Source organism: Nocardia sp. NPDC052316 (genome assembly GCF_044547795.1).
Classification (GTDB): domain Bacteria; phylum Actinomycetota; class Actinomycetes; order Mycobacteriales; family Mycobacteriaceae; genus Nocardia.
Window position 1 is genome coordinate 774,382 of record NZ_JBIUBB010000006.1, and the last position, 25,441, is coordinate 799,822.

Here is a 25,441-nt window from a genome sequence, read left to right on the forward strand (position 1 = left end):
CGGACGTCATGGTCCAGCGCCCGCCCGAAGCGGTATTCGCCCTGCGTTTACGCGAGCACTACCTGGTCGTATCGGTTCGACGCGCGCCGAACCGATACGGCCTCACTTGATCTCGGCGAGCACCGTGCCCTGGGTGATCGCGGCGCCCGCCTCGACGGACAGGCCGGTAACCACACCCGCCTTGTGCGCGTTGACCGGGTTCTCCATCTTCATGGCCTCGAGCACCACGATCAGGTCGCCCGCCTCGACGGACTGGCCCTCCTCGACGGCCACCTTGACGACGGTGCCCTGCATGGGCGCGGTGACGGCGTCACCGGAGGCGGCACCGCCGCCCGCGCCGCCCCGCTTGCGCGGCTTGGGCTTCTTGCGGATCACACCGGCGCCGTTGCCCGCGGCGGCGACAGCGCCGCCACCGAGGCTGAACTGGCCGGGCAGCGAGACCTCGACGCGACGGCCGCCGACCTCGACGACCACCTTCTGCCGGGGCAGGTCCTCGTCCTCGTCGGCCGGTGCACCGCCGGTGAACGGCTCGACGGTGTTGGTCCACTCGTTCTCGATCCACTTGGTGTAGACGTCGAACTTGCTGCCGTCACCGATGAACGCGGGGTCCTCGACGATCGCCCGGTGGAACGGGATGACCGTGGCCAGCCCGTCGACCTCGAACTCGGCCAGTGCGCGCCGGGCCCGCTCGAGCGCCTGGGTGCGGTTCTCGCCGGTGACGATCAGCTTGGCCAGCATCGAGTCGAACTGACCGCCGATCACGCTGCCTTCCACCACGCCGGAGTCCACGCGCACGCCGGGGCCGCTCGGCTCGCGGTACACCGCGACCGGGCCGGGTGCGGGCAGGAAGCCGCGACCGGCGTCCTCACCGTTGATCCGGAACTCGAACGAGTGGCCGCGCGGGGTCGGGTCCTCGGTGATGGTCAGTTCTTCGCCGTTGGCGATGCGGAACTGCTGGCGCACCAGGTCGATACCCGCGGTCTCCTCGGTGACCGGGTGCTCGACCTGCAGCCGGGTGTTCACCTCGAGGAACGACACCGTCTCGCCCTGCACCAGGTATTCGACCGTGCCCGCGCCGTAGTAACCGGCTTCGCGGCAGATCGCCTTCGCGGAGGCGTGGATCTTCGCGCGCACCTCGTCGGACAGGAACGGCGCGGGCGCCTCCTCGACGAGCTTCTGGAACCGGCGCTGCAGCGAGCAGTCGCGGGTACCCGCGACCACGACGTTGCCGTGCTTGTCGGCGATGACCTGCGCCTCGACGTGGCGGGCCTTGTCCAGGTACTGCTCGACGAAGCATTCGCCGCGCCCGAACGCGGCGACCGCCTCGCGGGTGGCCGAGTCGAACAGCTCCGGGATCTCCTCGATGGTGTGCGCGACCTTCATGCCGCGGCCACCGCCACCGAAGGCGGCCTTGATCGCGACCGGAACGCCGTACTCCTTGGCGAAGGCGACGACCTCGTCGGCGTTCTTCACCGGATCCTTGGTGCCCGCGGCCATCGGGGCCTTGGCCCGCTCGGCGATGTGCCGGGCGGTGACCTTGTCGCCGAGATCGCGGATGGACTGCGGCGACGGGCCGATCCAGATCAGCCCCGCGTCGATGACGGCCTGGGCGAAGTCGGCGTTCTCGGAGAGGAATCCGTAGCCCGGGTGGATGGCGTCGGCGCCGGAGCGCGACGCGGCATCGAGGATCTTGTCGAAGACAAGGTACGACTCGGCGGAGGTCTGGCCGCCGAGGGCGAACGCCTCGTCGGCGAGCTTCACGAAGGGGGCATCGGCGTCCGGCTCCGCGTATACCGCGACGCTGCCGAGGCCCGCGTCCTTGGCAGCCCGGATAACGCGCACGGCGATCTCGCCTCGGTTAGCTACGAGTACCTTCGTGATCCGTGCGCTGGCATGGCTGGGCACTGAGCCTCCTGTGTGCAATCTTTGGTCGCCCCGTGGTCGACGAAACTACGTCTCGGGCGAGTGTAGGCAGTCTGCCAACAGACGGCGCACTCGGCCAGTCCTACTGATCAGTAGGTCGTGGATCACACTCGCCCTGTCATGCGGAAAGGCGTGCGTGCGCTACCTGCCGCGGCCACGGCGCGCGGTACCGGCCGGTGCCGCGCCGGGTTCAGTCCCCTTGGCGATCGGCATGCGCACCGAGTTGCCCCACTCGGTCCACGAGCCGTCGTAATTGCGCACGGTGTCGAAGCCGAGCAAATAGGTCAGCACGAACCAGGTGTGGCTGGAACGTTCGCCGACGCGGCTGTAGACGACCACATCGTCGTCGGTCGCCTGCGCGCCGTAGATCGCGTCCAGCTCGGCGCGCGCGCGGAAGCGGCCGTCGTTGTTGAGGGCCTCGGTCCACGGAATGTTCGTGGCGGTGGGAATGTGCCCGCCGCGCAACGCGGCGTCTTCTGGGTTGATCGGCGGCTGGATCAGCATCGCGGAGCGATTCGATGGGGGGCGGTGGTCGGGTGACGGGTGGGCCAGCATCGCGGAGCGATTCGATGGGGGGCGGTGGTCGGGCGACGGGTGGGCCGGATCGCCGGAGTATTCCTCGGGCGAGCGCACGTCGATCAGCGGCTTGCCGAGGTGAGCCAGCACGTCCTCGCGGAACGCCCGTGCGGTGCTGTCGTCGCGGGTGACGGCCGGATAGTCGCTGGGAGTGAGGTGCGGGGTGTCGAAGGTGGTGTCGCGTTCCTCGGAAATCCAGGCGCCGCGACCGCCGTCCAGCAACCGCACATCCTGGTGCCCGAACAAAGTGAAAACCCACAATGTGTGTGCCGCCTGCGCGTTGCCCCGATCCCCGTAGATGACCACGGTATCGTCTCGCTCGATTCCCTTGGCGCGCATCAACTCGGTGAATCGGGCACCGTCGATGTAGTCACGAGTGACCGGATCGTTCAGATCGCCCCGCCAATCGATCTTGATCGCGCCGGGAACATGCCCGATGTCATAGAGCAAAATGTCCTCGTTGGACTCGACGATCTTGAGTCCCGACGTGCCGATGTTTGCCGACAGCCACTCTGTGGTTACTAGTCGGTGAGGATGTGCGTAAGAACCGAATGAGGGATGAGGGTCCGGAGCAGCGGGCACGATGTGGGTCCTTCACGCGTGGTAGACGGTAGTTTCTGCGGTTCGGGTCTCACAGCGATGGTATGTGTGAGGCGTTAGTGACTCTCGTTTCAGATCACAAATCGGCTGAATGAGCGAATAAATCGCACGTGCATCCGATAAAGTCTCCCGGGAGGAGGGGTGAGCTATGTCCGATTCTTGGCCGCGGCGGCGACTGCTCGCGATCCTACGTGGCGCCAGCGAGCCTCTCGACGCCCAGGAACTGGCCAGAATCACCGGACAACACGTCACCACGGTTCGGTTTCATCTGGACGTGCTCACCCGGGAATCCCTGGTGCGGCAATTTCAACAACCACCCCGCGGTCGCGGACGTCCGCGCATCGGTTACAGCGCGGTGCAGCGATCGGTCGGTTATCAGGAACTCGCGCAGGTGCTCGCCGACCAACTCGGCCCCGATCCGCGGCGGCGGTCCGAGGCGGCCATCGCGGCAGGCCGGGCCTGGGGCGCGAAATTGGACGCGGGTGACCATCGGGTCGAGTCGCTGGAGGACGCCAAAGACGTCACCATGACGCTGCTTTCGGAGCTGGGCTTCGCGCCGGAACGCGATCCGAACGAGACCGCCGAGCAGGCGCTGATCCGGCTGACCGCCTGCCCGCTGCGTGAACTCGCGCGCACACACTCCGAGGTGGTGTGCGGTGTGCACCTGGGTCTGATCAAAGAGGTTCTGGACCGCAACGGCGCACGCGGCGACGTGAATGTGCGGCTGCACCCGTTCGTCGAGCCGGAACTGTGTGTGGTCCGGCTGGAGATGCTGGCACGGCGCGAGCAGGACACGCGCCGGGAGCCGGACTTGCGTCGTGAGCCGGACAACCGCGAGGTCGCCACGGTGCCCGCGGTCGGGGACACCGGCGGCTCGGAGCCGCTGATCGCGCCGCCGTCAGCGGGCCGGGTGGCCCCACAGCTGCGTAACGGCGACCCCAACATCGCCAAGCAGTCGGCGCAGCAGTGGTAGACCGATCCCGATCACGCTCGACGGATCGCCGTCGATGCGGTCTACGAACCAGCCGCCGAGCCCGTCGAGGGTGAACGCGCCCGCCACCTGGAGCGGTTCGCCGGTGGCGATGTAGGCGTCCAGCTCGTCGGGCTCCGGCTTGGCGAAATGCACTGTGGTGGAACTGCAGTCGATCGCCTCGGCGGTGACGCGGCCGTCCTGGAGGCGAAGGACGCAGTGCCCGGTCACCAGATCGGCGCTGCGCCCGGCCATCTCGCCCCAGCGGGCCCTGGCCACCTCGGCGGTGTGTGGCTTGCCCTGCAGCTCGCCGTCCACCAGCAGCATCGAATCACAGCCGACGACAACACAATCGGCGGCGAGTTCGGGGATCGTCGCGGCGACCGCCGCGGCTTTTGCCCTGGCCAGTTCGACGACGACCACGTCGGGTGCGGTGCCCTCGGGTAGCGCGGCCGCGATCGCGTCCTCGTCCACGTCGGACACCCGGACGATCGGATCGATGCCCGCCGAGCGCAGTACTTCCCGACGGGCCGGCGAGGCCGAGGCGAGAACGAACTTCACCCGCGCAGGTGCGACAGCTGTGGGAAGGCGTAGGGGGAGAACGGGGAGGTGCCCCGGTGCATGAAGGTGGGGCGGCCCCACATGTCCGGCGGGCCGGACGGGCCGGCCGCGGCGTCGTTCGCTGCCGCGGTCAGCACGCAGACCAGCGCCGCGATCTCCTCGTCGCTCGGGTTGCCCTTCACGACGGTGAAGAACGGCTTGGCCGCCTCGGCCGCGGACTCGGTAGCCCCGTCGACGTTGGGGGCCGCCTCGGCCTCGTCGGTCATCGAGCCGACGGTCAGGTCGAGTTCGGCGGCGGTCAAAACATCTTCTTCTGCCACGGTCGTCACAGTGCCAGATCCTCTCTTTGCCTGATCAGGCGTGTTCCCTGATGCGAAACCAGCGGACGGGTGATGCGATCACCCTCGGATCCACTCATTGCGTCTCTGTAACCAGTGTGCGCGGCATACCGAGGGTATCGCTGTACCCCAACCGGGTGTTGCGGTCCGAATCACAGCGGAATGTTGCCGTGCTTCTTCGGTGGCAGAGTTACCATCTTGCGCTCCAGCAAGCGCAGCGCCGAGACGATCTGGCCGCGGGTGTGCGAGGGCGGGATGACCGCGTCCACGTAACCGCGCTCGGCGGCGACGTAGGGGTTCACCAAGGTGTCCTCGTACTCGTTCTGCAGCTGCAGCCGCAGCGCATCGACGTCTTCGCCGCCGTTCGCGGCCTCTTGCAGCTGCTTGCGGTAAACGAAGCCGACGGCGCCGGAGGCACCCATCACGGCGATCTGCGCGGTCGGCCAGGCCAGGTTCACATCGGCGCCCATGTGCTTGGAGCCCATCACGTCGTAGGCGCCGCCGTAGGCCTTGCGGGTGATGACCGTGATCTTTCCCACAGTCGCCTCGCCGTAGGCGTAGAGCAGCTTCGCGCCGCGCCGGATGATGCCGTTGTACTCCTGGCCGGTGCCGGGCAGGAAGCCGGGCACGTCGACCAGGGTGAGGATCGGAATGTTGAACGCGTCGCAGGTGCGCACGAACCGCGCGGCCTTCTCCGAGGCGTCGATGTCGAGGCAGCCTGCGAACTGGGTGGGCTGGTTGGCCACGATGCCGACGCTGCGGCCGTCGATCCGGCCGAAGCCGACGATGATGTTCATCGCGCGCTCGGCCTGCACCTCGAGGAACTCGTCGTCGTCGAGCAGGCGACGGATCACCTCGTGCATGTCGTAGGGCTGGTTCGGCGAGTCCGGGATGATCGAGTCCAGCTCGCGGTCCTCATCGGTGAGCGAGTCCTCGATCGCGCCGTCGATCGGGTCGGTCGCCGGGAAGCGCGGCGCCTCGGCGCGGTTGTTGCTCGGCAGGTAGGACAGCAGGTCCTTGACGTAGTCGAGCGCGTCCTGCTCACCGGAGGCGACGTAGTGCGCGACACCGGATTTCACCATGTGCGTGTGCGCGCCGCCGAGGTCCTCCATGGTGACGTCTTCGCCGGTGACCGTCTTGATGACGTCGGGGCCGGTGACGAACATCTGGCTGGTCCCGTCGACCATCACCACGAAGTCGGTGAGCGCGGGGGAGTACACGTGCCCGCCCGCGGCCGGGCCCATGATCAGCGAGATCTGCGGGATCACGCCGGAGGCCTGGATGTTGCGGTGGAAGATCTCGCCGTAGAGGCCGAGCGAGACGACCCCCTCCTGGATACGCGCGCCCGCACCCTCGTTGATGCCGACCAGCGGACGGCCGGTCTTGAGCGCCAGATCCATCACCTTGACGATCTTCTCGCCGTAGACCTCGCCGAGGCTGCCGCCGAACACGGTGACGTCCTGGCTGAAGATGCAGATGTCGCGGCCGTCGATGGTGCCGTAGCCGGTCACCACGCCGTCGCCGAGCGGCCGGTTCTTGTCCAGGCCGAAGTTCACGCTGCGGTGCCGCGCGAGTGCGTCGAGTTCGACGAAGGAACCCTCGTCCAGCAGGGCCAGGATGCGCTCGCGAGCAGTCATCTTGCCCTTGGCGTGCACCTTGTCGACCGCGGCCTCACCCATCGGGTGCTTGGCCTCTTCCAGCCGATTCCGCAGGTCAGCCAGCTTCCCGGCGGTGGTGTGGATGTCGGGGGCGCCCGCCGGATCTTGCGCGGACTGCTGCTGGACACTCGTCATGGCTCCGGAGTGTAACCAGTAGCAGTGCCGCCCACTAACCCAGTACGGGCTACCGGTGGGTAAAAAAGCGCAGCTAGATCGCGTTGCGGAGGCGCGATTCCAGGGGTTTTGGCGCGTTTGCGCCGGTAGAAAATCGGTATCGCCCGCCGGCGGTGTCCAGTTAGCCTGGAGGAGTCCAGTCTTCGTGCTCAGGGGGAGGAGCCCAGATATGTGGGAATGGAGCAAAACCGTCGCGGAATACGCGGCCGCGGCGTCGTGGACGAGCTGGCACGAGTTCGAGACCGAGCCGACGATAGTCGACCCGGATTTCCGGACCGAGACGGCGCCCAGCGAAGCTGAAGGCGTCGACGGTGCGGCCCGCGCACCGAGTATCGACTACATGCTCGTCGCATAGTCGGATACGACCTCGTCGGGTCGGCTACCCCGCACCAAGTAGCCTGCCCGTGTGACCAGGTCCCCTTTGGCTGCAGAGCAGTTGCGACGCAGTCTCATCGAATCGCCCGAGCTGTCGTTCTTCCGCCACATCGAGGTGGTGGAGTCGACCGGGTCCACCAACGCGGACCTGATCGCGCGAGCAGGCGAACCGGACGCCGATCGCGCGGTACTCCTTGCAGAGGCGCAGGAGCAAGGGCGTGGCCGACACGCACGCACGTGGGTCAGCCCACCGCGGGCCCAGATCTCGATGTCGCTGCTGGTGCGGCTGCCCGGGATCGAGCCCTCGGTGCTCGGCTGGCTGCCGTTGCTCACCGGCGTTGCCGTGGTGGACGCACTGCGCGCGACGGCCGGTGTCGCCGCGAACCTCAAGTGGCCCAACGATGTGCTGATCGATGGCCGCAAAGTGGCGGGCATCCTGGCTGAGGTCGCGACGGGCAACGAGGTACCGGCGGTGGTCATCGGCGTTGGGCTGAATGTCAGCCTCACCGAGGCGGAACTGCCGGTGCCGCATGCCATTTCGCTCACCGTGGCCGGGGCCGAGGTGACCGACCGGACGCTGATCGTGCAGTCGATGCTGACCGAATTCGCCCGCCGCTTCACCGCCTGGCGCGACGCCGGTTGGCGGACGGCCGACCTCGCCGCCGCCTACCGCGAGCGGTGCGCGACGCTGGGCGCCCAGGTGCGCGCCGAACTTCCCGGTGGACAGACACTGACCGGCATCGCCACCGACATCGACGACGCGGGCCGGCTGCTGATCGGCGACCAACCCGTCTCCGCGGGCGACGTCACCCACCTGCGCGCCGGCTACTGACGCATCGAAAACCGAACAGCCGCACAGGTTCTGACTTCCCACATGCGCATCGCGGTGTGGAAAGCCGGAACCTGTGCGGCCGCTCGAGCGGTCAGGCGGGCTGCAACGCGGCCTTCGCCGCTTCCCTGGCGAACATGCGGTCGCGCTGCTCCTCGAACTTCAGCACGTCCTGCTCCAGCTTCTCGATGAACACCCCGAGCTCCTCGCGCGCCTGCTCACCGCGCGGCCCGAAGTCGTTGCGTTCGAAGATGTTCCACTGCTTGAGCACCGGCGCGACCACGTCCTCCAAATGCTGGCGCAGGTCGTAGATGCCGTGCTTGGCCATCAGCACGCCGTTGCGGCGGAAGTTGGGCATCCCCGCACCGGGCATGACGAAGTGGGTCAGGATCTTCGTGATCGCCATCATCGCCTGATCGGGTGCCAGGTCGATGCCCGCGCCGCACATGTTGCGGTAGAAGATCATGTGCAGGTTCTCGTCGGCGGCGATGCGCTGGAGCATGCGGTCGGCGATCGGGTCGTCGCAGACCTTGCCGGTGTTGCGATGGCTGACCCGGGTGGCCAGCTCCTGGAACGTCACGTAGGTAACGCTTTCCAGGAATCCGCCCCAGTTGTCCGGCGCCGAAACGCCGTTGGTCATGTGGATCATCCTGGCCTGCTCCAGCGCGACCGGATCGACGCCGCGGGTGACCACCAGGTAGTCGCGAATGGCGATGCCGTGCCGGTTCTCCTCGGCGGTCCAGCGGCCGACCCAGGTACCCCACGCGCCGTCCTGGGAGAAGTTCTCGGCGATCTCGCGGTGGTAGGAGGGCAGGTTGTCCTCGGTGAGCAGGTTGGTGATCATCGCGACCTTGGCGACCTCGCTCAGCTTCGACTGGCTCGGGTCCCAGTCGACACCGCCCATCGCGGCGAAGTTACGACCCTCGTCCCAGGGGATGTAGTCGTGCGGGTGCCAGTCCCGCGCAAGGGAGAGGTGCCGATTGAGATTCTGTTCGGCCACCGGCTGGAGTTCGGTCAGAATCTCCAGCTGAGTCAGGTCCTTGGTCACACATGCCTCCGAGGTCGTTGTTCGTCGACGTTGTTCGAGCAGAGCTGGTTACGGACAGAGCTACGAGCCAGATCGAGCGGAGAACTCCACAGCGCAAGAGCGTTGACGCGAGCGAGCGCTCGCGGCCGCGCGGGTTCGACACACGCAGGCAGACGATTGTGCAGCACGACGCGGTTCGGTGTCAGGTATTTCGGCAACTTCACGCGGTAGTGTTCCGGCCATGGGTTATCCGGAGGACGTGCTCGCGCCGGAAGAACAGCTGATCCTGCATCGTCATCCGCACTGGAAGATGCTGTTCTGGCCGATCGTGACCTTGATCGTCGCCACCGCGCTCGCCGGTTTCGCAGGGGGAATCGCCTCGCGTAAGGCCGAGGGGACCGCACGGACGGCACTGCTGATCGCGGTGCTCGTCATCTGGCTGGTCATCATCGTATGGCGCTGTGTCGTACCGATTCTCAGTTGGAAGACGACGCATTTCATCATCACCGAACGGCGGGTGCTGGTCCGGCAGGGCGTGCTCACGCACACCGGCATCGACATTCCGATGAGCCGCATCTCGAGCGTGCAGTTCCGGCACGGGCTGTTCGACCGGATGCTCGGCACCGGCACGCTGATCATCGAGTCGTCCTCCTCCGAACCGCTCGAGTTCGACGACATCCCGGCGGTACAGAAGGTGCACGCGCTGCTGTATCACCAGGTCTTCGATGTCGAACAGAGCGACAACGGGCGCGGCGCGCGCTGGGACGAGCGCGGCGACTACCGTTAACCTGGTCAAATGACGGCCGTACTGCTAGCAGAAGACGACGAGGCGATCGCCGCGCCGTTGTCGCGCGCACTGGGGCGCGAGGGGTACTCGGTCACCGTCGAGCGCTTCGGCCCCGCCGTGCTGGAGCGGGCCCTGGAGGGCCATCACGATCTGCTCATCCTCGACCTCGGCCTGCCCGGCATGGACGGGCTGGAGGTCTGCCGTCAGGTCCGGGCTCGCGGCGCCGACCTGGCGGTGCTGATGCTCACCGCGCGCACCGACGAGGTCGATTTCGTGGTCGGGTTGGACGCCGGCGCCGACGACTACGTCGGCAAGCCGTTCCGGCTCGCCGAGCTGCTGGCGCGGGTGCGGGCGTTGTTGCGGCGCAGCGGCATCGGCGACGACACGGTGGAGGTCGGCGGCATCCGCCTGGAGCCCGCCGCGCGCCGGGTGCTGGTGAACGGCATCGAGATCGGCCTGGCGAACAAGGAATACGAGTTGCTGAAGGTGCTGATCGACCGCGCGGGCCAGGTGGTGCCGCGCGAGACCATCCTGCGTGAGGTCTGGGGCGACGCCGAGCTGCGCGGCTCCAAGACGCTGGATATGCACATGTCCTGGCTGCGCCGCAAGATCGGCGACGAGGGGCCGATGGCCGAGCGGCGCATCGTCACGGTGCGCGGTGTCGGGTTCCGGCTGAATACCGACTGACGTGCGGCGCAGAATCCTGCGGTCCATGCTCACCGTGCTGACGCTCACCACGGTGGTGCTCGGGGTGCCGCTGATCTACACGGCCTGGCTGTGGGTGGAGGACATCACCCGCGACGACTTGCAGGGGAGACTGGAGCGCATCGCCGCGGCGATCATCGTCCAGGAACACGGCGACGGCATGGTGCTCGGCGAGCTCGACACCCGCGCGGTGGAGCCGCTGCTACCGCAGGACGGCAAGCTCACCATCATCTATCCGGCGCCGCAGGACAACGCCTCGCGCGCGGACATCGGCGCGGACCAGGTGACCGACCCGCTGGTCGAGTCGCTGTCGATGGGCACCAAGGGCTCGCTGCGCCTCGAGGTGCCCTCGGCGCCGATGCACGCACGCCAGCGCCAGGCCGTCGGCGTGGTGGCGCTCGCGGTGCTTGCCTCGCTCGGCGCGGCGGTCTCGGTCGCGGTGATCACCGCGCGCCGGGTCGCCGATCCGCTGCGCGATGTGGCGGCGCGGGCCGCCCGGCTGGCGATGGGTGACTTCCGGCCGGACCCGCGCAGGCACGGCATCTCCGAACTCGATCGGGTCTCCGACGTGCTCGACTCGGCCACCGTCGAGATCGCCGGGCGGCTCCAGCGCGAGCACGCCCTGGTGGCCGACGTCTCGCATCAGTTGCGCAGCAGGCTCACCGCAGTGCGGTTGCGGCTGGACGAGCTGTCCACCCACGCCGATCCCGAGGTGGTGCACGAGGCGGAGGAGGCGATGGCGCAGGTCGATCGGCTCACCGAGGCGATCGACGATCTGGTCCGCGCCTCCCGCGACGAGGACGCCGCCGATCTCGACCCGGTGCCGGTGATGGCGGAGCTGCGCGGGGTCGTCGCCGAGTGGACGCATCCGTTCGCCGAGAAGGGCCGGGCGCTGACCCTCACGGGCGACGAGTCGTTGCTGGCGCCGATCACCGGTTCGCGACTGCGTGAGGCGGTCGCGGTGCTGGTGGACAACGCGCTGATGCACGGCGGCGGTACCTGCACGGTGTCGGTGCGGACGGTCCGGCCCGGGGTCGATCGAGAGCCGCTGGTGTGTGTGGAGGTCGCCGACGAGGGGGACGGGGTGCGAGACGAGCTCGCGCCGCACATCTTCGATCGCGGCTTCTCTGCGGGCGGCTCGACCGGCGTGGGGCTGGCACTGGCGCGGGCGCTGGTGGAGGCCGACGGCGGGCGGCTCGAGTTACAGCGGCGCAGGCCCGCGTTGTTCGCGGTGTTCCTCGGTTCGTCGGCCTATCGCACGCAGAACGCGGTGGTTACCGAGCCGCGCTGAGCGGACCGCTCAGTTGCGGCCGAATTCCTCTTCGACCAGGTCTTCGAATTCGGCGGCGATCTCGTTCATCTCGTCGGGGAATACCCAGCGGCGCATCGCCCAGAATCGGAACGCCATCTGCAGCAGGTTGCCGATGATGAAGGCGCTGATGAAGTCCGCGATGTTCTCGACGGTGAAGCTGACATCGGGCTGACGCAGATCGAAGACGTAACTCGAGATCCACAGCGGAATGAACGCGAGTACCACGCCGACGCCGCTGACCCCGAAGAACAGCAAGGCCTCGTGATGCCGCTCGCGACCGCCCCGATTCCGGAACGACCATTCGCGGTTCAGGATGTAGGACGCGATAACCGCGATGACACCGGAAATTATCTTGGCGGTGACCGGCTTCTCGGAAAGCACGGTCCATTTCAGGGCATAGAAGATGCCGCTATCGATCACAAAGGTTGTCGCACCGACGATGGCGAACTTGATCAGTTCCCGATGCCGGAGCGCGATCCTTGCGACAGGCCTGGGAAGGACGCTCACCACGTCGTCGACGAATGACACGGGGCCGAGTGTACCGCTAGCCGGTGGTCTCGCTTCGGGTCGTCCAACCGCTGGGGACTACCACCGGACACCGTTGCACGGCTCCCGCGCGAGGGCATTTCCGCCGGTTATGACAATATTGTCCGACGTGAGTACCGGCCGGTCCTTTGATCCCTCTGCTATGCCCACCGTCACAATGATCGGCGGTGGCCAGTTGGCGCGCATGACGCATCAGGCGGCCATCGCGCTCGGCCAGCGGCTACGCGTACTCGCCGAGCGCCCGGACGACCCGGCCGCCCAGGTCAGCCCCGAGATCGTGTTCGGAAGTCACACCGACCTCGCCGCGCTTCGCAAGGCGGCCGTCGGGTCGCACGCGCTGACCTTCGACCACGAGGGCGTGCCGACCGAGCATCTCGAGGCGCTGGTCGCCGAGGGCGTGAACGTGCAGCCGCCGCCGCATGCCCTGGTCTTCGCGCAGGACAAGCTGGCCATGCGGGTCAAGCTGTCCGAGCTCGGTCTGCCGGTGCCCGCGTTCGCGCCGGTGACGACCGTCGAGGACGCGGTGCGCTTCGGCGCCGAGCAGGACTGGCGGATCGTGCTGAAGGCGGTGCGCGGCGGGTACGACGGCCGCGGCGTGTGGATGCCGGAGTCGGCCGACGAGGCCGCGGCGATCGTGGCCGACCAGCTCGCCCACGGCGTGCAACTGCTCGCCGAGGCGAAAGTGGATCTCGCGCGTGAACTCTCGGCGATGGTGGCGCGCTCGCCGTTCGGACAGGCGGCGACCTGGCCGGTGGTGCAGACCGTGCAGCGCAACGGTCAATGCGCCGTGGTGATCGCGCCCGCGCCCGACCTGGACGACGACCTGGCCGCCGCCGCGGAGACGCTGGCGCTGAACCTGGCCAGGGAGCTCGGCGTCGTCGGCGCGATGGCGGTGGAGCTGTTCGAAACCCGCGACGGCAAGCTGCTGGTGAACGAGCTGGCGATGCGCCCGCACAACTCCGGGCACTGGGGCATGGACGGCGCCCGGACCGGTCAGTTCGAGCAGCACCTGCGCGCGGTCCTGGACTACCCGCTCGGCGACACCAGCCCGCTGGCCCCCGTCACCGTGATGGCCAATGTCCTCGGCGCGGCCGAGGCGCCTGCCATGTCGATGGACGAGCGCCTGCACCATTTGTTCGCGCGGATGCCCGACGCCAAGGTGCACATGTACGGCAAGGGGGAACGACCCGACCGCAAGATCGGGCACATCAACATCCTCGGCGACGACGTCGCCGCGGTGCGGGAAAAGGCTGAGCGAGCGGCACATTGGATGTCGCACGCGGTATGGACCGACGGATGGGATCCGCACCAGTGAGTGCGGCGCGCGAATCGATCTCCAAGACAAGCGAAGTGAGGCGCACGCATGAGTAACCCGCAGGTCGGCCTGATCATGGGCAGCGATTCGGACTGGCCGACGATGGAGGCCGCCGCGGAAGCGTTGGCGGAGTTCGGCATTCGCTTCGAGGTGGGTGTCGTCTCGGCGCACCGCACCCCGCAGCGCATGCTCGACTACGCCCGCGACGCCGCCGACCGCGGTCTTCGGGTCGTCATCGCGGGTGCGGGCGGTGCCGCCCACCTGCCCGGCATGGTCGCCTCGGCCACTCCGCTGCCGGTGATCGGCGTCCCCGTCCCCCTCAAATACCTGGACGGCATGGACTCCTTGCTCTCCATCGTCCAGATGCCCGCAGGCGTCCCGGTGGCGACCGTCTCCATCGGCGGCGCCCGCAACGCGGGCCTGCTCGCCGTCCGCATCCTCGCCGCCAACGACCCGGACCTGCGCGCCCGCATGGTGCAGTTCCAGGCCGGGCTGGAAAAGAAGGTCCTCGAAAAAGACCAGGCACTGCGCACCAAACTCCTCGGCTGACCCGGAAACACCTCGGGTACGTAAACCCGCGTGCTCGGCTCGCTACGGTGGGCGGGTGACTACTGGTGACATCCGCCCGCGCAGCGGGGACGACAACACGCGGTTCCGGTTGACCGTGGTCGATCAGGCGTTGCGGTTGTTCGCGGAGCAGGGGTACGAGGCGACGACGGTCGAGGAGATCGCGGAGGCGGCGGGAATTTCGCGGCGGACGTTCTTTCGGCAGTTTCGCTCGAAAGAGGATGTGATCTTCGCCGATCACGAGTCGCAGTTGGCGCAGGCGGCGGAGTTTCTCGCCGCGCACGGGGGCGACCCGTGGGAGACCGTGTGCGAGGCGGTGGTGCAGGTTTTCGAGCGGTTCACCCAGTGGCGGGAGATCGCGGCGCGCCGGTATCAGGTGGTGCGGCGGGTGCCCGCGCTGCGCGAGCGCGAGATCGTGACCGTGTTCCGATACGAGCGGTTGTTCACCGACTACCTGCGCGATCGGCTGCCCGAGGAGCCGGACCTGGCCCGGGTGCAGTACACCGCCGCGGTGACCGCCACGCACAACTACCTGCTGCGGCGCATGGTGCGCGGGGAGTCGGACGCGGGCGCGGCGGATCTGCGGGTAGAGCTGGCCGCGATTCCCCGCGGCGCGCGGCGACCCGCCGCCGATGAGCTGGTCGTCGCGGTGTTTCCCCGCGATACCCCGCCCCGGCAGGTCGCCGATCTCGTCGCCCGCAAACTCGGTAGTCTCTGATCTAGGTCAGTGCGACCAATCTGACACTGAGTGCCAGGAAGTATCCGCACGTTGCGGCCGTTCCTGGGCGTATACTCCAGAATGGTGTGGCACTGAGTGCCGACGTGTACCGACGACCAGGAGTGAGCCCCATGGCGGGAAACCCCGATTTCGACCTGTTCAAGCTCGAGGACTTCCACGACGAACTGCGGGCGGCCATCCGCGGGCTGGCGGAGAAGGAGATCGCTCCGCACGCCAAGGACGTCGACGGTAACTCCCGCTTCCCCGAGGAGGCGCTGACCGCGCTCAACGCGGCAGGCTTCAACGCGGTGCACGTGCCGGAGGCCTACGGCGGCCAGGGCGCCGACTCGGTGGCCACCTGCATCGTGATCGAAGAGGTCGCCCGCGTCTGCGGCTCCTCCTCGCTCATCCCCGCGGTGAACAAGCTCGGCACCATGGGCCTGATCCTCAACGGCTCCGAGGAACTCAAGCAAAAGGTGTTGCCGGACATCGTCAATGGCGAGATGGCCTCCTACGCGCTGTCCGAGCGCGAGGCCGGTTCCGACGCCGCGGGCATGCGCACCCGCGCGAAGCAAGAGGGCGACGACTGGATCCTCAACGGCTCCAAGTGCTGGATCACCAACGGCGGCAAGTCTTCCTGGTACACCGTCATGGCGGTGACCGATGCGGACAAGGGCGCCAACGGTATCTCGGCGTTCCTCGTGCACAAGGACGACGAGGGCTTCGTGGTCGGCCCGCTCGAGCACAAGCTCGGCATCAAGGGATCGCCTACGGCGGAGCTGTATTTCGAGAACTGCCGGGTGCCGGGTGACCGCATTGTCGGCGAGCCGGGCACCGGTTTCAAGACCGCGCTGCAGACCCTCGACCACACCCGCCCGACCATCGGCGCGCAGGCCGTCGGCCTCGCCCAGGGTGCGCTCGACGCGGCCATCGCCTACACCAAGGACCGCAAGCAGTTCGGCAAGGCGATCGCCGACTTCCAGAACACCCAGTTCATGCTCGCCGATATGGCGATGAAGATCGAGGCCGCCCGCCTCATGGTCTACACCTCGGCGGCGCGCGCCGAGCGCGGCGAGAAGAACCTCGGTTTCATCTCCGCCGCCGCCAAGTGTTTCGCCTCCGATGTCGCGATGGAGGTGACCACCAACGCCGTTCAGCTGTTCGGTGGCGCGGGCTACACCACCGATTTCCCGGTGGAGCGCATGATGCGCGATGCGAAGATCACGCAGATCTACGAGGGCACCAACCAGATTCAGCGTCTGGTGATGTCGCGCGCGCTGCTGCGCTGACGCACCGCGGTTTTCGCCGAACGGGTGGTCCGAGGTTTTCCTCGGGTCACCCGTTTCGCGTGATCAGGCGATCAGGTCCGCGTATTCGCGGTGGTCGGCGATGTATTTCTCGACGTACCAGCAGGTGGGGATGACGGAGTAGCCGTTGTCGCGCGAATCCCGCAGCGCGTATTCGACCACTTGGGCGGCGACGCCGCGGCCGCGGAATTCCGGGAAGGTCATGGTGTGGTGGAAATCGCGGACCTTCGGATCCTCCCGCTGGGCGTAGTCGGCGTAGCCGGCCAAGGTGTCGTCGAGATAGATCTCGAAACGAGTGTCGGCGACATTGTGCTCGAGCCTGGTGGTCATGATCTTGTCGAACTCCTTCGCGGCCGGAAATGTTCCATGGACTAAAGAATTGCGCCTGGATTGAGAATGCCGTGCGGGTCGAGCGCGTCCTTGATGCGGTGCGTCAGGGCCATCACGTCCGCGCCGAGCTGATCGGGCAGCCACGCCTTTTTCAGCCGCCCGACGCCGTGCTCGCCGGTAATGGTGCCGCCGAGCGCGATCGCCAGGTCCATGATCTCGCCGAACGCGCGGTGCGCGCGCTCGGTCATGGCGGCGTCGGCCGGGTCGTGCACGATCAACGGGTGGGTGTTGCCGTCCCCGGCGTGCGCGATCACCGACACGATCACGTCGTTGCCGGCGGCGATCTCGGCGACACCGGTCACCAGGTCGCCGAGCCGGGGCAGCGGCACGCCGACATCCTCGAGCAGCAGCGTGCCCAGCTTCTCCACCGCCGGAATCGCGAAACGCCGTGCCGCGGTGAAGGCCTCGCCTTCCTCGGGGTCTCCGGTGTGGAAAACCTCTGCCGCGCCGGCTTTTTCGCACGCGGCGACCATGATCTCGGCTTCCCGCTTCGCGAACTCGCCCGGCGCGTCCGAGCGGGCGACCAGCAGCCCAGCGGCCCCGCGATCCAGCCCCATCCGCAGCTCGTCCTCGACCGCGTTGATGGACACCGAATCCATGAATTCCAGCATGGCGGGCCGTAATTCGGCGGTGATCGCGAGGATCGCGTCGATGGCGGCGGTCAACGTCGCGAAGGTCGCGACCACCGTGGTCTGCGGTGGCTGGGCGGGCAGCAGCCGCAGTGTCAGCTCGGTGATGACGCCGAGAGTGCCCTCGCTGCCGACGAACAGCTTGGTCAGCGACAGCCCCGCCGAGTCCTTAAGCCGCGGCCCGCCGAGCCGCACCACCGTGCCGTCGGCGAGCACCACCTCCATGCCGAGCACGTAATCGGTTGTCACGCCGTACTTCACGCAGCACAGCCCGCCCGCGTTGGTCGCGGCGTTGCCGCCGATCGAGCAGATCTCGAACGAGGAGGGGTCGGGCGGATACCAGAGCCCGTGCTCGGCGACCGCGCGCTTCACCTCGGCGTTCAACAGACCGGGCTGCACCACCGCGGTCCGGGTGACCGGGTCGACCGTGATCGTCCGCATCCGCTCGGTGCTCAGCACCAGGCCGCCGTCGACCGCCGTCGCGCCGCCGGACAGGCCGGAGCCCGCGCCGCGCGGGACCACCGGCACCCTGCGCGCATGCGCCCAGCGCAGCGTCGCGGCGACATCGTCGGTGCTGGTAGCGCGCACCACGGCGAGCGGCGTGCCGGCGTCGGGATCGCGGGCCCAGTCCTGCCGGTAACTGCCGAGCAGGTCGGGGTCGGTGACTACCGCACCGTCGGAGAGCGCGTCGATCAGGTCATGCAGGTCCACGAGACCACGCTAGCGGGCGCGGGCGGCAGGGCCGAGCACCTGGCGGGTTTGCCGTTTGATCATCTGACGGACATCTGCCGCTGGCAGGCTGGCCGCGTGCACGAGCTGGCGAGAACCACCGACACCCTCGCGGACCGGTTCACCCGATGGTGTGAAGCGGTGGTCGCGCGCTTGCCGTGGGGTCTGAACAGCCTTGTTCCCGCGACGTTCCTCGGCTTCGCGCTGATCAACAGCTTCACCTTCGCCGTCGACCTGGTACTGCTGACCGTCTTCCACGGCTGGTGGGGTCTGCCGGTGTGGCTGTCGGTCACCATCGCCTACGTGTGCGCGTTCGGGCTCAGCTTCGTGCTCAACCGCACCTTCAACTTCCATTCGCACGCGCCGGTCGGCAGGCAGGCCGCCGTGTACGGGGTGGTGGTGGCGATCAACTACGTCGCCTTCATCCTCGGTGTCGGCAGCGGCCTCACCGCGCTCGGCCTGGAATACCACGTGGCCAGACTGCTGGCCGGCGGCTGCGAGGCCGTCTACATGTACAGCGCGATGCGCTGGGTCGTGTTCCGCCGCGACCCGAAACCCGCCCTTGCACCTCACGCGACGTGAGGTCCTAGCGTCGTAGGTGTGGCGAACACCAACGGATACGTCAAGGTCGGCGAGCTGGCCACGGTCACCGGACTCACCGTGCGCACCTTGCACTACTACGACGAGATCGGCCTGCTCTCGCCGTCCGGGCGCAGCGGCGCCGGGCACCGGCTGTACTCGAACGACGACGTGCAGCGGCTGTACCGGATCGGCTTGCTGCGCAAGCTCGGCCTGCGCTTGGACGAGGTGGCCGCCGCCCTCGACGATCCCGCCTGGGATCTGGCGGGGGTGATGGCGCGCCACGTCGCCGAGCTCGACCGCGGGCTCGCCGTCGGGCATCGGCTGCGCAGGCGCCTCACCGCCATGGTGGCCACCCTGACCGACCATCGCAGCCTCGAAACGCGGGAACTGCTGGACACATTGGAGGACATGGCCATGCTCGACACCAAGATTCAGCGCCGGATACCGACGCTCGTCTACCGCGATATCGCCGCCGCGCACGAGTACCTGACCACCGTGTTCGGCATGGAACCCGGCAGGCTCAGCAGAGCTGAGGACGGCACCGTGCACCACGCGGAAGTCACCGCGGGCGACGGCGTGATCTGGCTGCACGCGGTCTCCGAGCAGTTCAATCTGCAGTCGCCGCTCACCGTCGGCGCGTGCACCGAGGGCATGTCGATCGTGGTCGAGGACGTGGACGCGCATTTCCGGCACGCCGAGGCGGCGGGCGCCGAGATCCTCTACACGCCCACCGATCAGTTCTACGGTTACCGCGATTACAGCGCGCGCGACCTCGAGCAGCGGCTGTGGTCGTTCATGACGCCGCTCGACTGATCAGCACGTCGGTGCGCTCGCCGTCGACGACGATCGCGTCGTCGTCGGTGAGTGCCCAGTGCGCGATGCCTTCCGCGCGATAGAACTCCGCAAGCAGGTCGCCCTGGCCGGCCGGGTCGGTGGGGGAGTCGATGTGCGGCACGATCCGGCGTCCGACCAAACCCAGTCCGTCCCACAGTGGTTCGATCCCGCACGTCGATATCACCTCGGCGGGATCGTCCGAAGACTCCAGGCCGTGCAGATCGGGGGTCATCACGCAGGCGCCCGCGCTGTAGCCCGCGTACACCAGCGCGTCGGCTGCGAGCAGCCGCGGCAGGACCAGATCGGCACCGCTGCGGGCGAATTGGGCACGCAGCACGAAGGTGTTGCCGCCGCGCACCCAGATCATCGGGAACTCGGCCAGTGTCCGCTCCAACTCCGCGGGGCGGCCGACGAAGTCGCGCAGGTCGACGGTCTCGGGCTGGTAGCCCAGCTTGCGCAGCGGCACCATGTCGCTGGTGATCGCCGCCTCCCACACGTCGGGCCAGGCGTCACACGCGTTGGGAATCAACGCGACTCGCCCCGGCTCGCCGGCCATGGCGGCGAGCCGATCGTAGTGCGCCCCGAACCGGTAGCTGGACAGGAAGAGCCGCATCTCAGATGGTGAAGGCGAGGTTGTGCACCAGCCGCTGCCCGAGCTCCGTGTCGCCGGTGATGGTGATCGCGTCGAGCTGCTCGTCCGCGCTGGTGCGTCCGCCGCCGAGCCGGACGAAAACCTCGGAGGGCAGCGCGATCTCGACCGTGGCCCGCTCATCGAAGGCGTCCACATAACCTGCGCGACCCGCCACCTGGATATGCAGCGTTCTGGCCAGCGGCCCGGTCAGCGTGAACGTGATCCGCGAACCATCCGGCGCCCCACCCTTTTTTACCACGACGCGCGGAATGCTGCCGAGGAACTCGGTGAACGCCAGCTCGCCGCGCCGCCCGCCCTCATCGACCCGCACGCCGAGCGCGTCGGCGATGTCGAGCTCGTGCATCCAGCAGTCGAACAGCCGCACCCGCATGAACCGGCCGTAGCTGACCTGCCCGATCGGCGACTGGGTCTGGGCCTGCCACTCCTGCTCGCCCATGGCGGCAAGGGCTTTGCGCCTGCGGTCGACGACCTCGCGGAACTCGGCAAGTAACCGAGCACCGGACAGCGGCCGCAGCCGGTCCACCCAGATCTCGTTGAGCACGCCGGTCTCGTTGCGGATGTGCGGCAGCGTGCGCACATCGGTCTTCACCGTGGTCGGGTCGTGCGGCGGCGGCCGCTCGCCGAGCAGCCACGACTCGGTGCCGACGACGTGGGCGACCACGTCGAACACGCTCCAGCCCGGCAGCGATGTCGGTGTGCGCCACTGGGTTTCGTCGAGGTCGGTGACCAGCGCGGCGATCGCGTCCCACTGTTCGGACAGCCGGGCGGGCAGCTCGGCCCGGTCCAGGGTCGGGTCGGTCATTCCTGCGCTCCTTCGTCCGGGCGTTCCATCCCCAGTTTCCCATTGCGGCCCGGCTTTTCGTCGCGCTCCAGCGCCGCGATTCCCGCCTGGATGGCGGCCGCGGTGGACGCCGCGTCGTGCGGGCGCCGCAGCACCACCCCGGCCGCGAAGCGGAACTTGTCGCCGTGCTTGCGCGGGATCACGTGCAGGTGCACGTGCGCGACGGTCTGGAAGGCGGCGGTACCGTCGTTGAGCAGCAGGTTCGCGCCGTCGGCGGCGAGGGTGCTCCGCCGAACGGCCAGCGCGAGCCGGTGCCCGGCGCGGAACACATACGCGCCGAGCTCGGCGTCGAGATCCTCCAGCTCGGCGGCGTGCTGTTTCGGCACAACCAGCATGTGGCCGCGGGCAATGGGCCGGATATCGAGGAAGGCGCAGAGGGTGTCGTCTTCGTACACCTTCGTTGCCGGGGCCTCGCCTGCCACGATGCGGCAGAAGACGCAGTCGTTCACAACGCTGGACCTTACGGCGTACGAGCGGCGCGGAACACCCCAGCGGGCGAATCGCCCATGACGCGCGTCACTCCGCGCGGTCGCGACCACGCCCTGACCTGCTGTCGAGCCCCTGGGTAAGTAATAGACCTGCGGGTTCGCTCTTGTCGCGATCACCTGAAGCGACAACCATCAGAACCGGCGCTCATCCGAACGGCCCATAGCGCGGGAGGTGACCACGTTGTCCGCAGCACATTCGAGAATCCGGCAAACCGGCGGAATCCGGCATGATCTTGTGACGGGCGTCTCAGCGGGTTGCACAAAGCGCCGGGTACAGTTGCGAGGATTTGGGCGACCTTACTCTGAAGTAACATCGTCCGGCCGTCCATCTGATGCCTGAAGCTCAGCACGAGAAGGAACTGACATAGTGGAGACAACGCAGAGCGTAGGCGCCGAGTCGCCACGCGGCGCGCGTGTCGGAGTCGTTCGCGAGTCCAACGCGGGCGAACGACGTGTCGCATTGGTGCCGAAGATCATTCCGTCCCTGCTGAAGCAGGGTGTGCAGGTGGTGGTCGAGTCCGGTGCCGGGCTCGGCGCGCTCATTCCCGACAGCGCCTACGAAGCGGCGGGCGCGACGATCGGTGATCCGTGGTCGGCCGAGGTGGTCGTCAAGGTCGCGCCGCCCAGCGACGCCGAGGTGGCCAAGCTGTCCGACGGCCAGACCCTCATCGGCTTCCTGGCCCCGCGTAACGCGGAGAACCAGATCGGCAAGCTGAAAACCGCTGGCGTACAAGCCTTCGCGGTGGAGGCGATCCCGCGTATCTCGCGCGCCCAGGTGATGGACGCGTTGTCGTCCCAGGCCAACGTCGCAGGCTACAAGGCCGTACTGCTCGCCGCGTCGGAGTCGACCCGCTTCTTCCCGATGCTCACCACCGCGGCGGGCACCGTGAAGCCGGCGACCGTGCTCGTGCTCGGCGTCGGTGTGGCCGGCCTGCAGGCACTGGCCACCGCCAAGCGCCTCGGCGGCCGCACCACCGGCTACGACGTGCGCCCCGAGGTCGCCGATCAGGTGCGTTCGGTCGGTGCGCAGTGGCTCGACCTTGGCATCGACGCCGCTGGTGAGGGCGGGTACGCCCGCGAGCTCACCGACGAGGAGAAGGCCAAGCAGCAGCAGGCGTTGGAAGACGCGATCAAAGGCTTCGACGTGGTGATCACCACCGCGTTGGTGCCGGGGCGTCCCGCGCCGCGACTGGTCACCGCCGCGGCTGTCGAGGGCATGAAGCCCGGCAGCGTGATCGTCGACCTGGCTGGGGAGACCGGCGGCAACTGCGAGCTCACCGAACCCGGCGAGGTCGTGGTCAAGCACGAGGTCACCATCGCCTCGCCGTTGAATCTGCCCGCCACCATGCCCGAGCACGCCTCCGAGCTGTACTCGAAGAATATTTCGGCACTGCTGGAACTGATGCTGGTCGACGGGAAGCTCGCGCCCGACTTCAGTGATCAGGTCCTCGCGGATTCCTGTGTCACACGTGAGGTGGAAGCCTGATGTACACCGAATTGCTCGCGAACATCGCGATCCTGGTGCTTTCCGGGTTCGTCGGGTTCGCCGTTATCTCCAAAGTTCCGAACACCCTGCACACCCCGCTCATGTCGGGCACCAACGCCATTCACGGCATCGTCGTGCTCGGCGCGCTGGTCACTCTCGGTAACGTGCAGGATCCGTCGATCCTGACCCAGATCATCCTGTTCGTCGCCGTCGTCTTCGGCACCCTGAACGTCATCGGTGGTTTCGTGGTGACCGACCGCATGCTCGGGATGTTCAAGGGCAAAAAAGCAGCCCCGGTGAAGGCGGAGAAGTGATGCATACCTTCGACAATGTGACCTACCTGGTCAATGGGCTCTACATCATCGCCTTCGGCATGTTCATCTACGGCCTGATGGGCCTGACCGGGCCGAAGACCGCGGTGCGCGGCAACCTGATCGCCGCGGTCGGCATGTTCATCGCCGTCGTCGCCACCCTGATCTCGGTGCGGCACACCAGCAATTGGATCCTGATCATCGCCGGTCTGGTGGTCGGTATCGCCCTCGGCGTGCCGCCGGCCAAGTTCACCAAGATGACCGCCATGCCGCAGCTGGTCGCCGCGTTCAACGGCGTCGGCGGTGGCACGGTCGCGCTCATCGCGTGGTCGGAATTCATCAATAGCCAAGGGTTTTCGCACTTCGACGAAGAGCCGACGGTGCACATCGTGGTCGGCTCGCTGTTCGCCGCGATCATCGGCTCGATCTCGTTCTGGGGCTCGCTGATCGCCTTCGGCAAGCTGCAGGAGATCCTGCCCGGTCGCCCGATCGGTCTCGGCAAGCTGCAGCAGCCGCTGAACCTGCTGCTGCTCATCGGCGCCATCGCCGCCGCCGTGGTGATCGGCGTCGGCGCCACCGACGACGGCGTGTCGCAACTGTGGATGATCGCGGTGCTCGTGCTGGCCGGTGTGCTCGGCCTCGCGGTCGTGCTGCCGATCGGCGGAGCGGACATGCCCGTGGTCATCTCGCTGCTCAACGCGCTCACCGGATTGTCGGCGGCCGCAGCGGGTTTGGCGCTGAACAACACCGCGATGATCGTGGCGGGCATGATCGTCGGCGCGTCTGGCACCATCCTCACCAACCTGATGGCCAAGGCGATGAACCGGTCCATCCCGGCCATCGTGGCCGGCGGATTCGGCGGCGGCGGAACAGCTCCCGGCGCGGGCGGCGACGGGGAGGCCAAGCAGGCCAAGGCCACTTCGGCCTCGGACGCCGCGATCCAGATGGCCTACGCCAACCAGGTCATCGTGGTGCCCGGCTACGGTATGGCCGTCGCGCAGGCCCAGCACGCGGTCAAGGAGATGGCGGCGCTGCTCGAGGCCAAGGGCGTCGAGGTCAAATACGCCATCCATCCGGTCGCGGGTCGCATGCCAGGCCACATGAACGTGCTGCTGGCCGAGGCCGAGGTCTCCTACGACGCGCTCAAGGAGATGGACGACATCAACGGTGAGTTCTCCCGCACCGACGTCGCCCTGGTCATCGGCGCCAACGACGTCACCAACCCGGCCGCCCGCGAGGACGCGAGCAGCCCCATCTACGGCATGCCGGTGCTCAACGTCGACCAGGCCAAGAGCGTCATCGTGCTCAAGCGCTCGATGAACTCCGGCTTCGCGGGCATCGACAACCCGCTCTTCTACGCCGATCACACCTCCATGCTGTTCGGCGATGCGAAGAAGTCCGTCGGCGCCGTCACCGAGGAACTGAAAGCGCTGTAGTACCCGCGGTTTCACCACAGAAGCACGCGGTTCGCCGCGCGCACACAAGGTTTCACCCGAACGGCCCTCCGTCGATCCCGGCGGAGGGCCGTTCGTCGGTGCTGGGTTAGATTCTGCCGAGACGATTCGAGGAGAACCCACACAATGTCGCAGGGCTATTCGCTGCCTACCCAACCCGGCTACGGCGCAACGGCTCTCGGTGCCCCGCTGCCGCCGGGCAAGAAGCCGGGGCGAGCGGTCCGGATCGGCGCCGTCGCCGCGCTCGTCGTCGGCGTCGCGGTGTGTCTGGTCATCGGCTTCGTGGTCACCATGAACTCGGCCCCCGCCGACGACACGATCGCCGCGGGCGATTGTGCGAAGGTATGGGGCACCACCAGCGACGCCGACCTGGAGAAGGCCGATTGCGTTGACCCGCAGGCCAATTACCGGGTGGCGGCGCGGGTGGACAACGCCACCGAGGCCTGCCCCAGCGGCGATTACGCGTACTACAAGCGCGCCGGACTCGACGGCTACCGGCTGTGCCTGACCCTCAACGCCGCCGAGGGCGAGTGCTTCGAGGACCTGCCCGGGTCGATCAGCCGGAAGGCGGCCTGCGGTCTCGGCAAGTACCGGGTCGGCAAAATCGTTCGCGGAACGACGGATCGGATGACGTGCGGAACGGACACCAGCGCGGAATGGGCCCTCGTGTATTCGACGCCGGACCGGATGACGGTCTGCATGCGGAAGCTGTGACAGTAATCGCCCGCGATTTAATTTGCTGGACACGGCGGCCCCT

27 protein-coding genes and 1 pseudogene are annotated in these 25,441 nt (G+C 67.7%); 16 read left to right on the forward strand and 12 right to left on the reverse strand.

Translation table 11 applies throughout. From position 1 onward, the window contains the following. Positions 1-102: 102 nt before the first annotated feature. On the reverse strand, positions 103-1,905 hold the full coding sequence (locus ACIHA7_RS31140; protein WP_397294451.1) for an acetyl/propionyl/methylcrotonyl-CoA carboxylase subunit alpha: 1,803 nt from the start codon (positions 1,903-1,905) through the stop codon (positions 103-105). A gap of 159 nt (positions 1,906-2,064) precedes the next feature. Then, the gene (locus ACIHA7_RS31145; protein WP_397294452.1) at positions 2,065-3,081 is read right to left on the reverse strand and encodes a sulfurtransferase; all 1,017 of its coding nucleotides are present in this window, start codon (positions 3,079-3,081) and stop codon (positions 2,065-2,067) included. A 166-nt stretch (positions 3,082-3,247) separates the two neighbouring features. Here ACIHA7_RS31145 and ACIHA7_RS31150 point away from each other — a divergent pair, with 166 nt between their 5' ends. After that, the gene (locus ACIHA7_RS31150) at positions 3,248-4,072 is read left to right on the forward strand and encodes a helix-turn-helix transcriptional regulator (protein WP_397294453.1); all 825 of its coding nucleotides are present in this window, start codon (positions 3,248-3,250) and stop codon (positions 4,070-4,072) included. Here the strand turns inward: ACIHA7_RS31150 and ACIHA7_RS31155 are convergent. The 3 genes from ACIHA7_RS31155 to ACIHA7_RS31165 all read right to left on the reverse strand — a co-directional run bounded on the left by ACIHA7_RS31155 (position 3,998) and on the right by ACIHA7_RS31165 (position 6,761). Next, the gene (locus ACIHA7_RS31155) at positions 3,998-4,630 is read right to left on the reverse strand and encodes a Maf family protein (protein WP_397294454.1); all 633 of its coding nucleotides are present in this window, start codon (positions 4,628-4,630) and stop codon (positions 3,998-4,000) included. The genes ACIHA7_RS31150 and ACIHA7_RS31155 overlap by 75 nt on opposite strands. Beyond that, positions 4,627-4,959, reverse strand: coding sequence for an acyl-CoA carboxylase subunit epsilon (locus ACIHA7_RS31160; RefSeq protein ID WP_397294455.1), 333 nt, complete (start codon positions 4,957-4,959; stop codon positions 4,627-4,629). The genes ACIHA7_RS31155 and ACIHA7_RS31160 overlap by 4 nt, the downstream gene beginning before the upstream one ends. A 161-nt stretch (positions 4,960-5,120) precedes the next feature. Further along, the gene (locus tag ACIHA7_RS31165) at positions 5,121-6,761 is read right to left on the reverse strand and encodes an acyl-CoA carboxylase subunit beta (RefSeq protein WP_397294456.1); all 1,641 of its coding nucleotides are present in this window, start codon (positions 6,759-6,761) and stop codon (positions 5,121-5,123) included. A gap of 208 nt (positions 6,762-6,969) precedes the next feature. Between ACIHA7_RS31165 and ACIHA7_RS31170 the strand changes: the two genes are divergently transcribed. Continuing rightward, complete coding sequence (locus tag ACIHA7_RS31170) at positions 6,970-7,155, forward strand: hypothetical protein (protein ID WP_397294457.1); 186 nt, start codon at positions 6,970-6,972, stop codon at positions 7,153-7,155. A 51-nt stretch (positions 7,156-7,206) separates the two neighbouring features. Beyond that, on the forward strand, positions 7,207-8,007 hold the full coding sequence (locus ACIHA7_RS31175; RefSeq protein WP_397294458.1) for a biotin--[acetyl-CoA-carboxylase] ligase: 801 nt from the start codon (positions 7,207-7,209) through the stop codon (positions 8,005-8,007). Between the two features lie 91 nt (positions 8,008-8,098). Here the strand turns inward: ACIHA7_RS31175 and ACIHA7_RS31180 are convergent, their stop codons facing one another. Beyond that, positions 8,099-9,052 (reverse strand): acyl-ACP desaturase, encoded by a 954-nt coding sequence (locus ACIHA7_RS31180; protein ID WP_397294459.1) that lies wholly within the window; start codon positions 9,050-9,052, stop codon positions 8,099-8,101. A 220-nt stretch (positions 9,053-9,272) separates the two neighbouring features. Here ACIHA7_RS31180 and ACIHA7_RS31185 point away from each other — a divergent pair, with 220 nt between their 5' ends. Genes ACIHA7_RS31185 through ACIHA7_RS31195 form a run of 3 tightly spaced genes read left to right on the forward strand, consistent with a single transcriptional unit; the run spans position 9,273 to position 11,814 of the window. Next, positions 9,273-9,818, forward strand: coding sequence for a PH domain-containing protein (locus tag ACIHA7_RS31185; RefSeq protein WP_397294460.1), 546 nt, complete (start codon positions 9,273-9,275; stop codon positions 9,816-9,818). Positions 9,819-9,827: 9 nt separating this feature from the next. After that, a complete protein-coding gene (locus ACIHA7_RS31190; RefSeq protein WP_135235006.1) occupies positions 9,828-10,505 on the forward strand; it encodes a response regulator transcription factor in 678 nt (225 codons plus the stop codon). A 1-nt stretch (position 10,506) separates the two neighbouring features. Beyond that, a complete protein-coding gene (locus ACIHA7_RS31195) occupies positions 10,507-11,814 on the forward strand; it encodes a sensor histidine kinase (protein WP_397294461.1) in 1,308 nt (435 codons plus the stop codon). A gap of 24 nt (positions 11,815-11,838) precedes the next feature. Here ACIHA7_RS31195 and ACIHA7_RS31200 read toward each other — a convergent pair. Further along, positions 11,839-12,363: pseudogene (locus ACIHA7_RS31200) on the reverse strand (GtrA family protein); the annotation flags it as partial. A gap of 109 nt (positions 12,364-12,472) precedes the next feature. Here ACIHA7_RS31200 and ACIHA7_RS31205 point away from each other — a divergent pair. The 4 genes from ACIHA7_RS31205 (at position 12,473) to ACIHA7_RS31220 (ending at position 16,270) form a co-directional block, all read left to right on the forward strand. Further along, on the forward strand, positions 12,473-13,696 hold the full coding sequence (locus ACIHA7_RS31205; protein ID WP_397294462.1) for a 5-(carboxyamino)imidazole ribonucleotide synthase: 1,224 nt from the start codon (positions 12,473-12,475) through the stop codon (positions 13,694-13,696). Between the two features lie 48 nt (positions 13,697-13,744). Next, on the forward strand, positions 13,745-14,245 hold the full coding sequence (purE, locus tag ACIHA7_RS31210; protein ID WP_397294463.1) for a 5-(carboxyamino)imidazole ribonucleotide mutase: 501 nt from the start codon (positions 13,745-13,747) through the stop codon (positions 14,243-14,245). A gap of 55 nt (positions 14,246-14,300) precedes the next feature. Further along, complete coding sequence (locus tag ACIHA7_RS31215; protein ID WP_397294464.1) at positions 14,301-14,981, forward strand: TetR family transcriptional regulator; 681 nt, start codon at positions 14,301-14,303, stop codon at positions 14,979-14,981. 131 nt (positions 14,982-15,112) lie between these two features. After that, a complete protein-coding gene (locus ACIHA7_RS31220) occupies positions 15,113-16,270 on the forward strand; it encodes an acyl-CoA dehydrogenase (protein WP_135235011.1) in 1,158 nt (385 codons plus the stop codon). Between the two features lie 63 nt (positions 16,271-16,333). On the opposite strand, the gene ACIHA7_RS31225 is transcribed toward ACIHA7_RS31220, so the two are convergent. Beyond that, entirely contained in the window at positions 16,334-16,618 is a 285-nt protein-coding gene (locus ACIHA7_RS31225; RefSeq protein ID WP_397294465.1) for a GNAT family N-acetyltransferase, read from the reverse strand. Positions 16,619-16,659: 41 nt separating this feature from the next. Beyond that, the gene (locus ACIHA7_RS31230) at positions 16,660-18,018 is read right to left on the reverse strand and encodes an FAD-binding oxidoreductase (RefSeq protein WP_397294466.1); all 1,359 of its coding nucleotides are present in this window, start codon (positions 18,016-18,018) and stop codon (positions 16,660-16,662) included. Between the two features lie 96 nt (positions 18,019-18,114). On the opposite strand from ACIHA7_RS31230, the gene ACIHA7_RS31235 reads away from it, so the two are divergent. Then, positions 18,115-18,618 carry a GtrA family protein gene (locus ACIHA7_RS31235; RefSeq protein WP_397294467.1) on the forward strand — a complete coding sequence of 168 codons (504 nt, stop codon included), beginning with the start codon at positions 18,115-18,117 and terminating at the stop codon, positions 18,616-18,618. A gap of 18 nt (positions 18,619-18,636) precedes the next feature. Beyond that, positions 18,637-19,431, forward strand: a complete 795-nt coding sequence (locus tag ACIHA7_RS31240) for a MerR family transcriptional regulator (RefSeq protein WP_397294468.1) — start codon at positions 18,637-18,639, stop codon at positions 19,429-19,431. Here the strand turns inward: ACIHA7_RS31240 and ACIHA7_RS31245 are convergent. From ACIHA7_RS31245 to ACIHA7_RS31255, 3 genes are read right to left on the reverse strand one after another with little or no spacing between them, the layout of a single operon-like run. Continuing rightward, complete coding sequence (locus ACIHA7_RS31245; RefSeq protein ID WP_397294469.1) at positions 19,412-20,065, reverse strand: Type 1 glutamine amidotransferase-like domain-containing protein; 654 nt, start codon at positions 20,063-20,065, stop codon at positions 19,412-19,414. The two genes, ACIHA7_RS31240 and ACIHA7_RS31245, sit on opposite strands and share 20 nt — an antisense overlap. Position 20,066: 1 nt before the next feature. Then, a complete protein-coding gene (locus ACIHA7_RS31250) occupies positions 20,067-20,906 on the reverse strand; it encodes a maleylpyruvate isomerase family mycothiol-dependent enzyme (protein ID WP_397294470.1) in 840 nt (279 codons plus the stop codon). Beyond that, positions 20,903-21,394 (reverse strand): HIT family protein, encoded by a 492-nt coding sequence (locus ACIHA7_RS31255; protein WP_397294471.1) that lies wholly within the window; start codon positions 21,392-21,394, stop codon positions 20,903-20,905. Before ACIHA7_RS31255 ends, ACIHA7_RS31250 begins: the two co-directional genes overlap by 4 nt. A 406-nt stretch (positions 21,395-21,800) precedes the next feature. Here ACIHA7_RS31255 and ACIHA7_RS31260 point away from each other — a divergent pair, with 406 nt between their 5' ends. From ACIHA7_RS31260 to ACIHA7_RS31275, 4 genes are all read left to right on the forward strand, one after another. Further along, positions 21,801-22,919 (forward strand): Re/Si-specific NAD(P)(+) transhydrogenase subunit alpha, encoded by a 1,119-nt coding sequence (locus tag ACIHA7_RS31260; protein WP_147129256.1) that lies wholly within the window; start codon positions 21,801-21,803, stop codon positions 22,917-22,919. Beyond that, entirely contained in the window at positions 22,919-23,233 is a 315-nt protein-coding gene (locus ACIHA7_RS31265) for an NAD(P) transhydrogenase subunit alpha (protein ID WP_107654393.1), read from the forward strand. The genes ACIHA7_RS31260 and ACIHA7_RS31265 overlap by 1 nt, the downstream gene beginning before the upstream one ends. 17 nt (positions 23,234-23,250) lie before the next feature. After that, positions 23,251-24,666, forward strand: coding sequence for an NAD(P)(+) transhydrogenase (Re/Si-specific) subunit beta (locus ACIHA7_RS31270; protein ID WP_397294581.1), 1,416 nt, complete (start codon positions 23,251-23,253; stop codon positions 24,664-24,666). A 144-nt stretch (positions 24,667-24,810) separates the two neighbouring features. After that, complete coding sequence (locus ACIHA7_RS31275) at positions 24,811-25,398, forward strand: hypothetical protein (RefSeq protein WP_397294472.1); 588 nt, start codon at positions 24,811-24,813, stop codon at positions 25,396-25,398. The last annotated feature ends 43 nt before the right edge of the window (positions 25,399-25,441 follow it).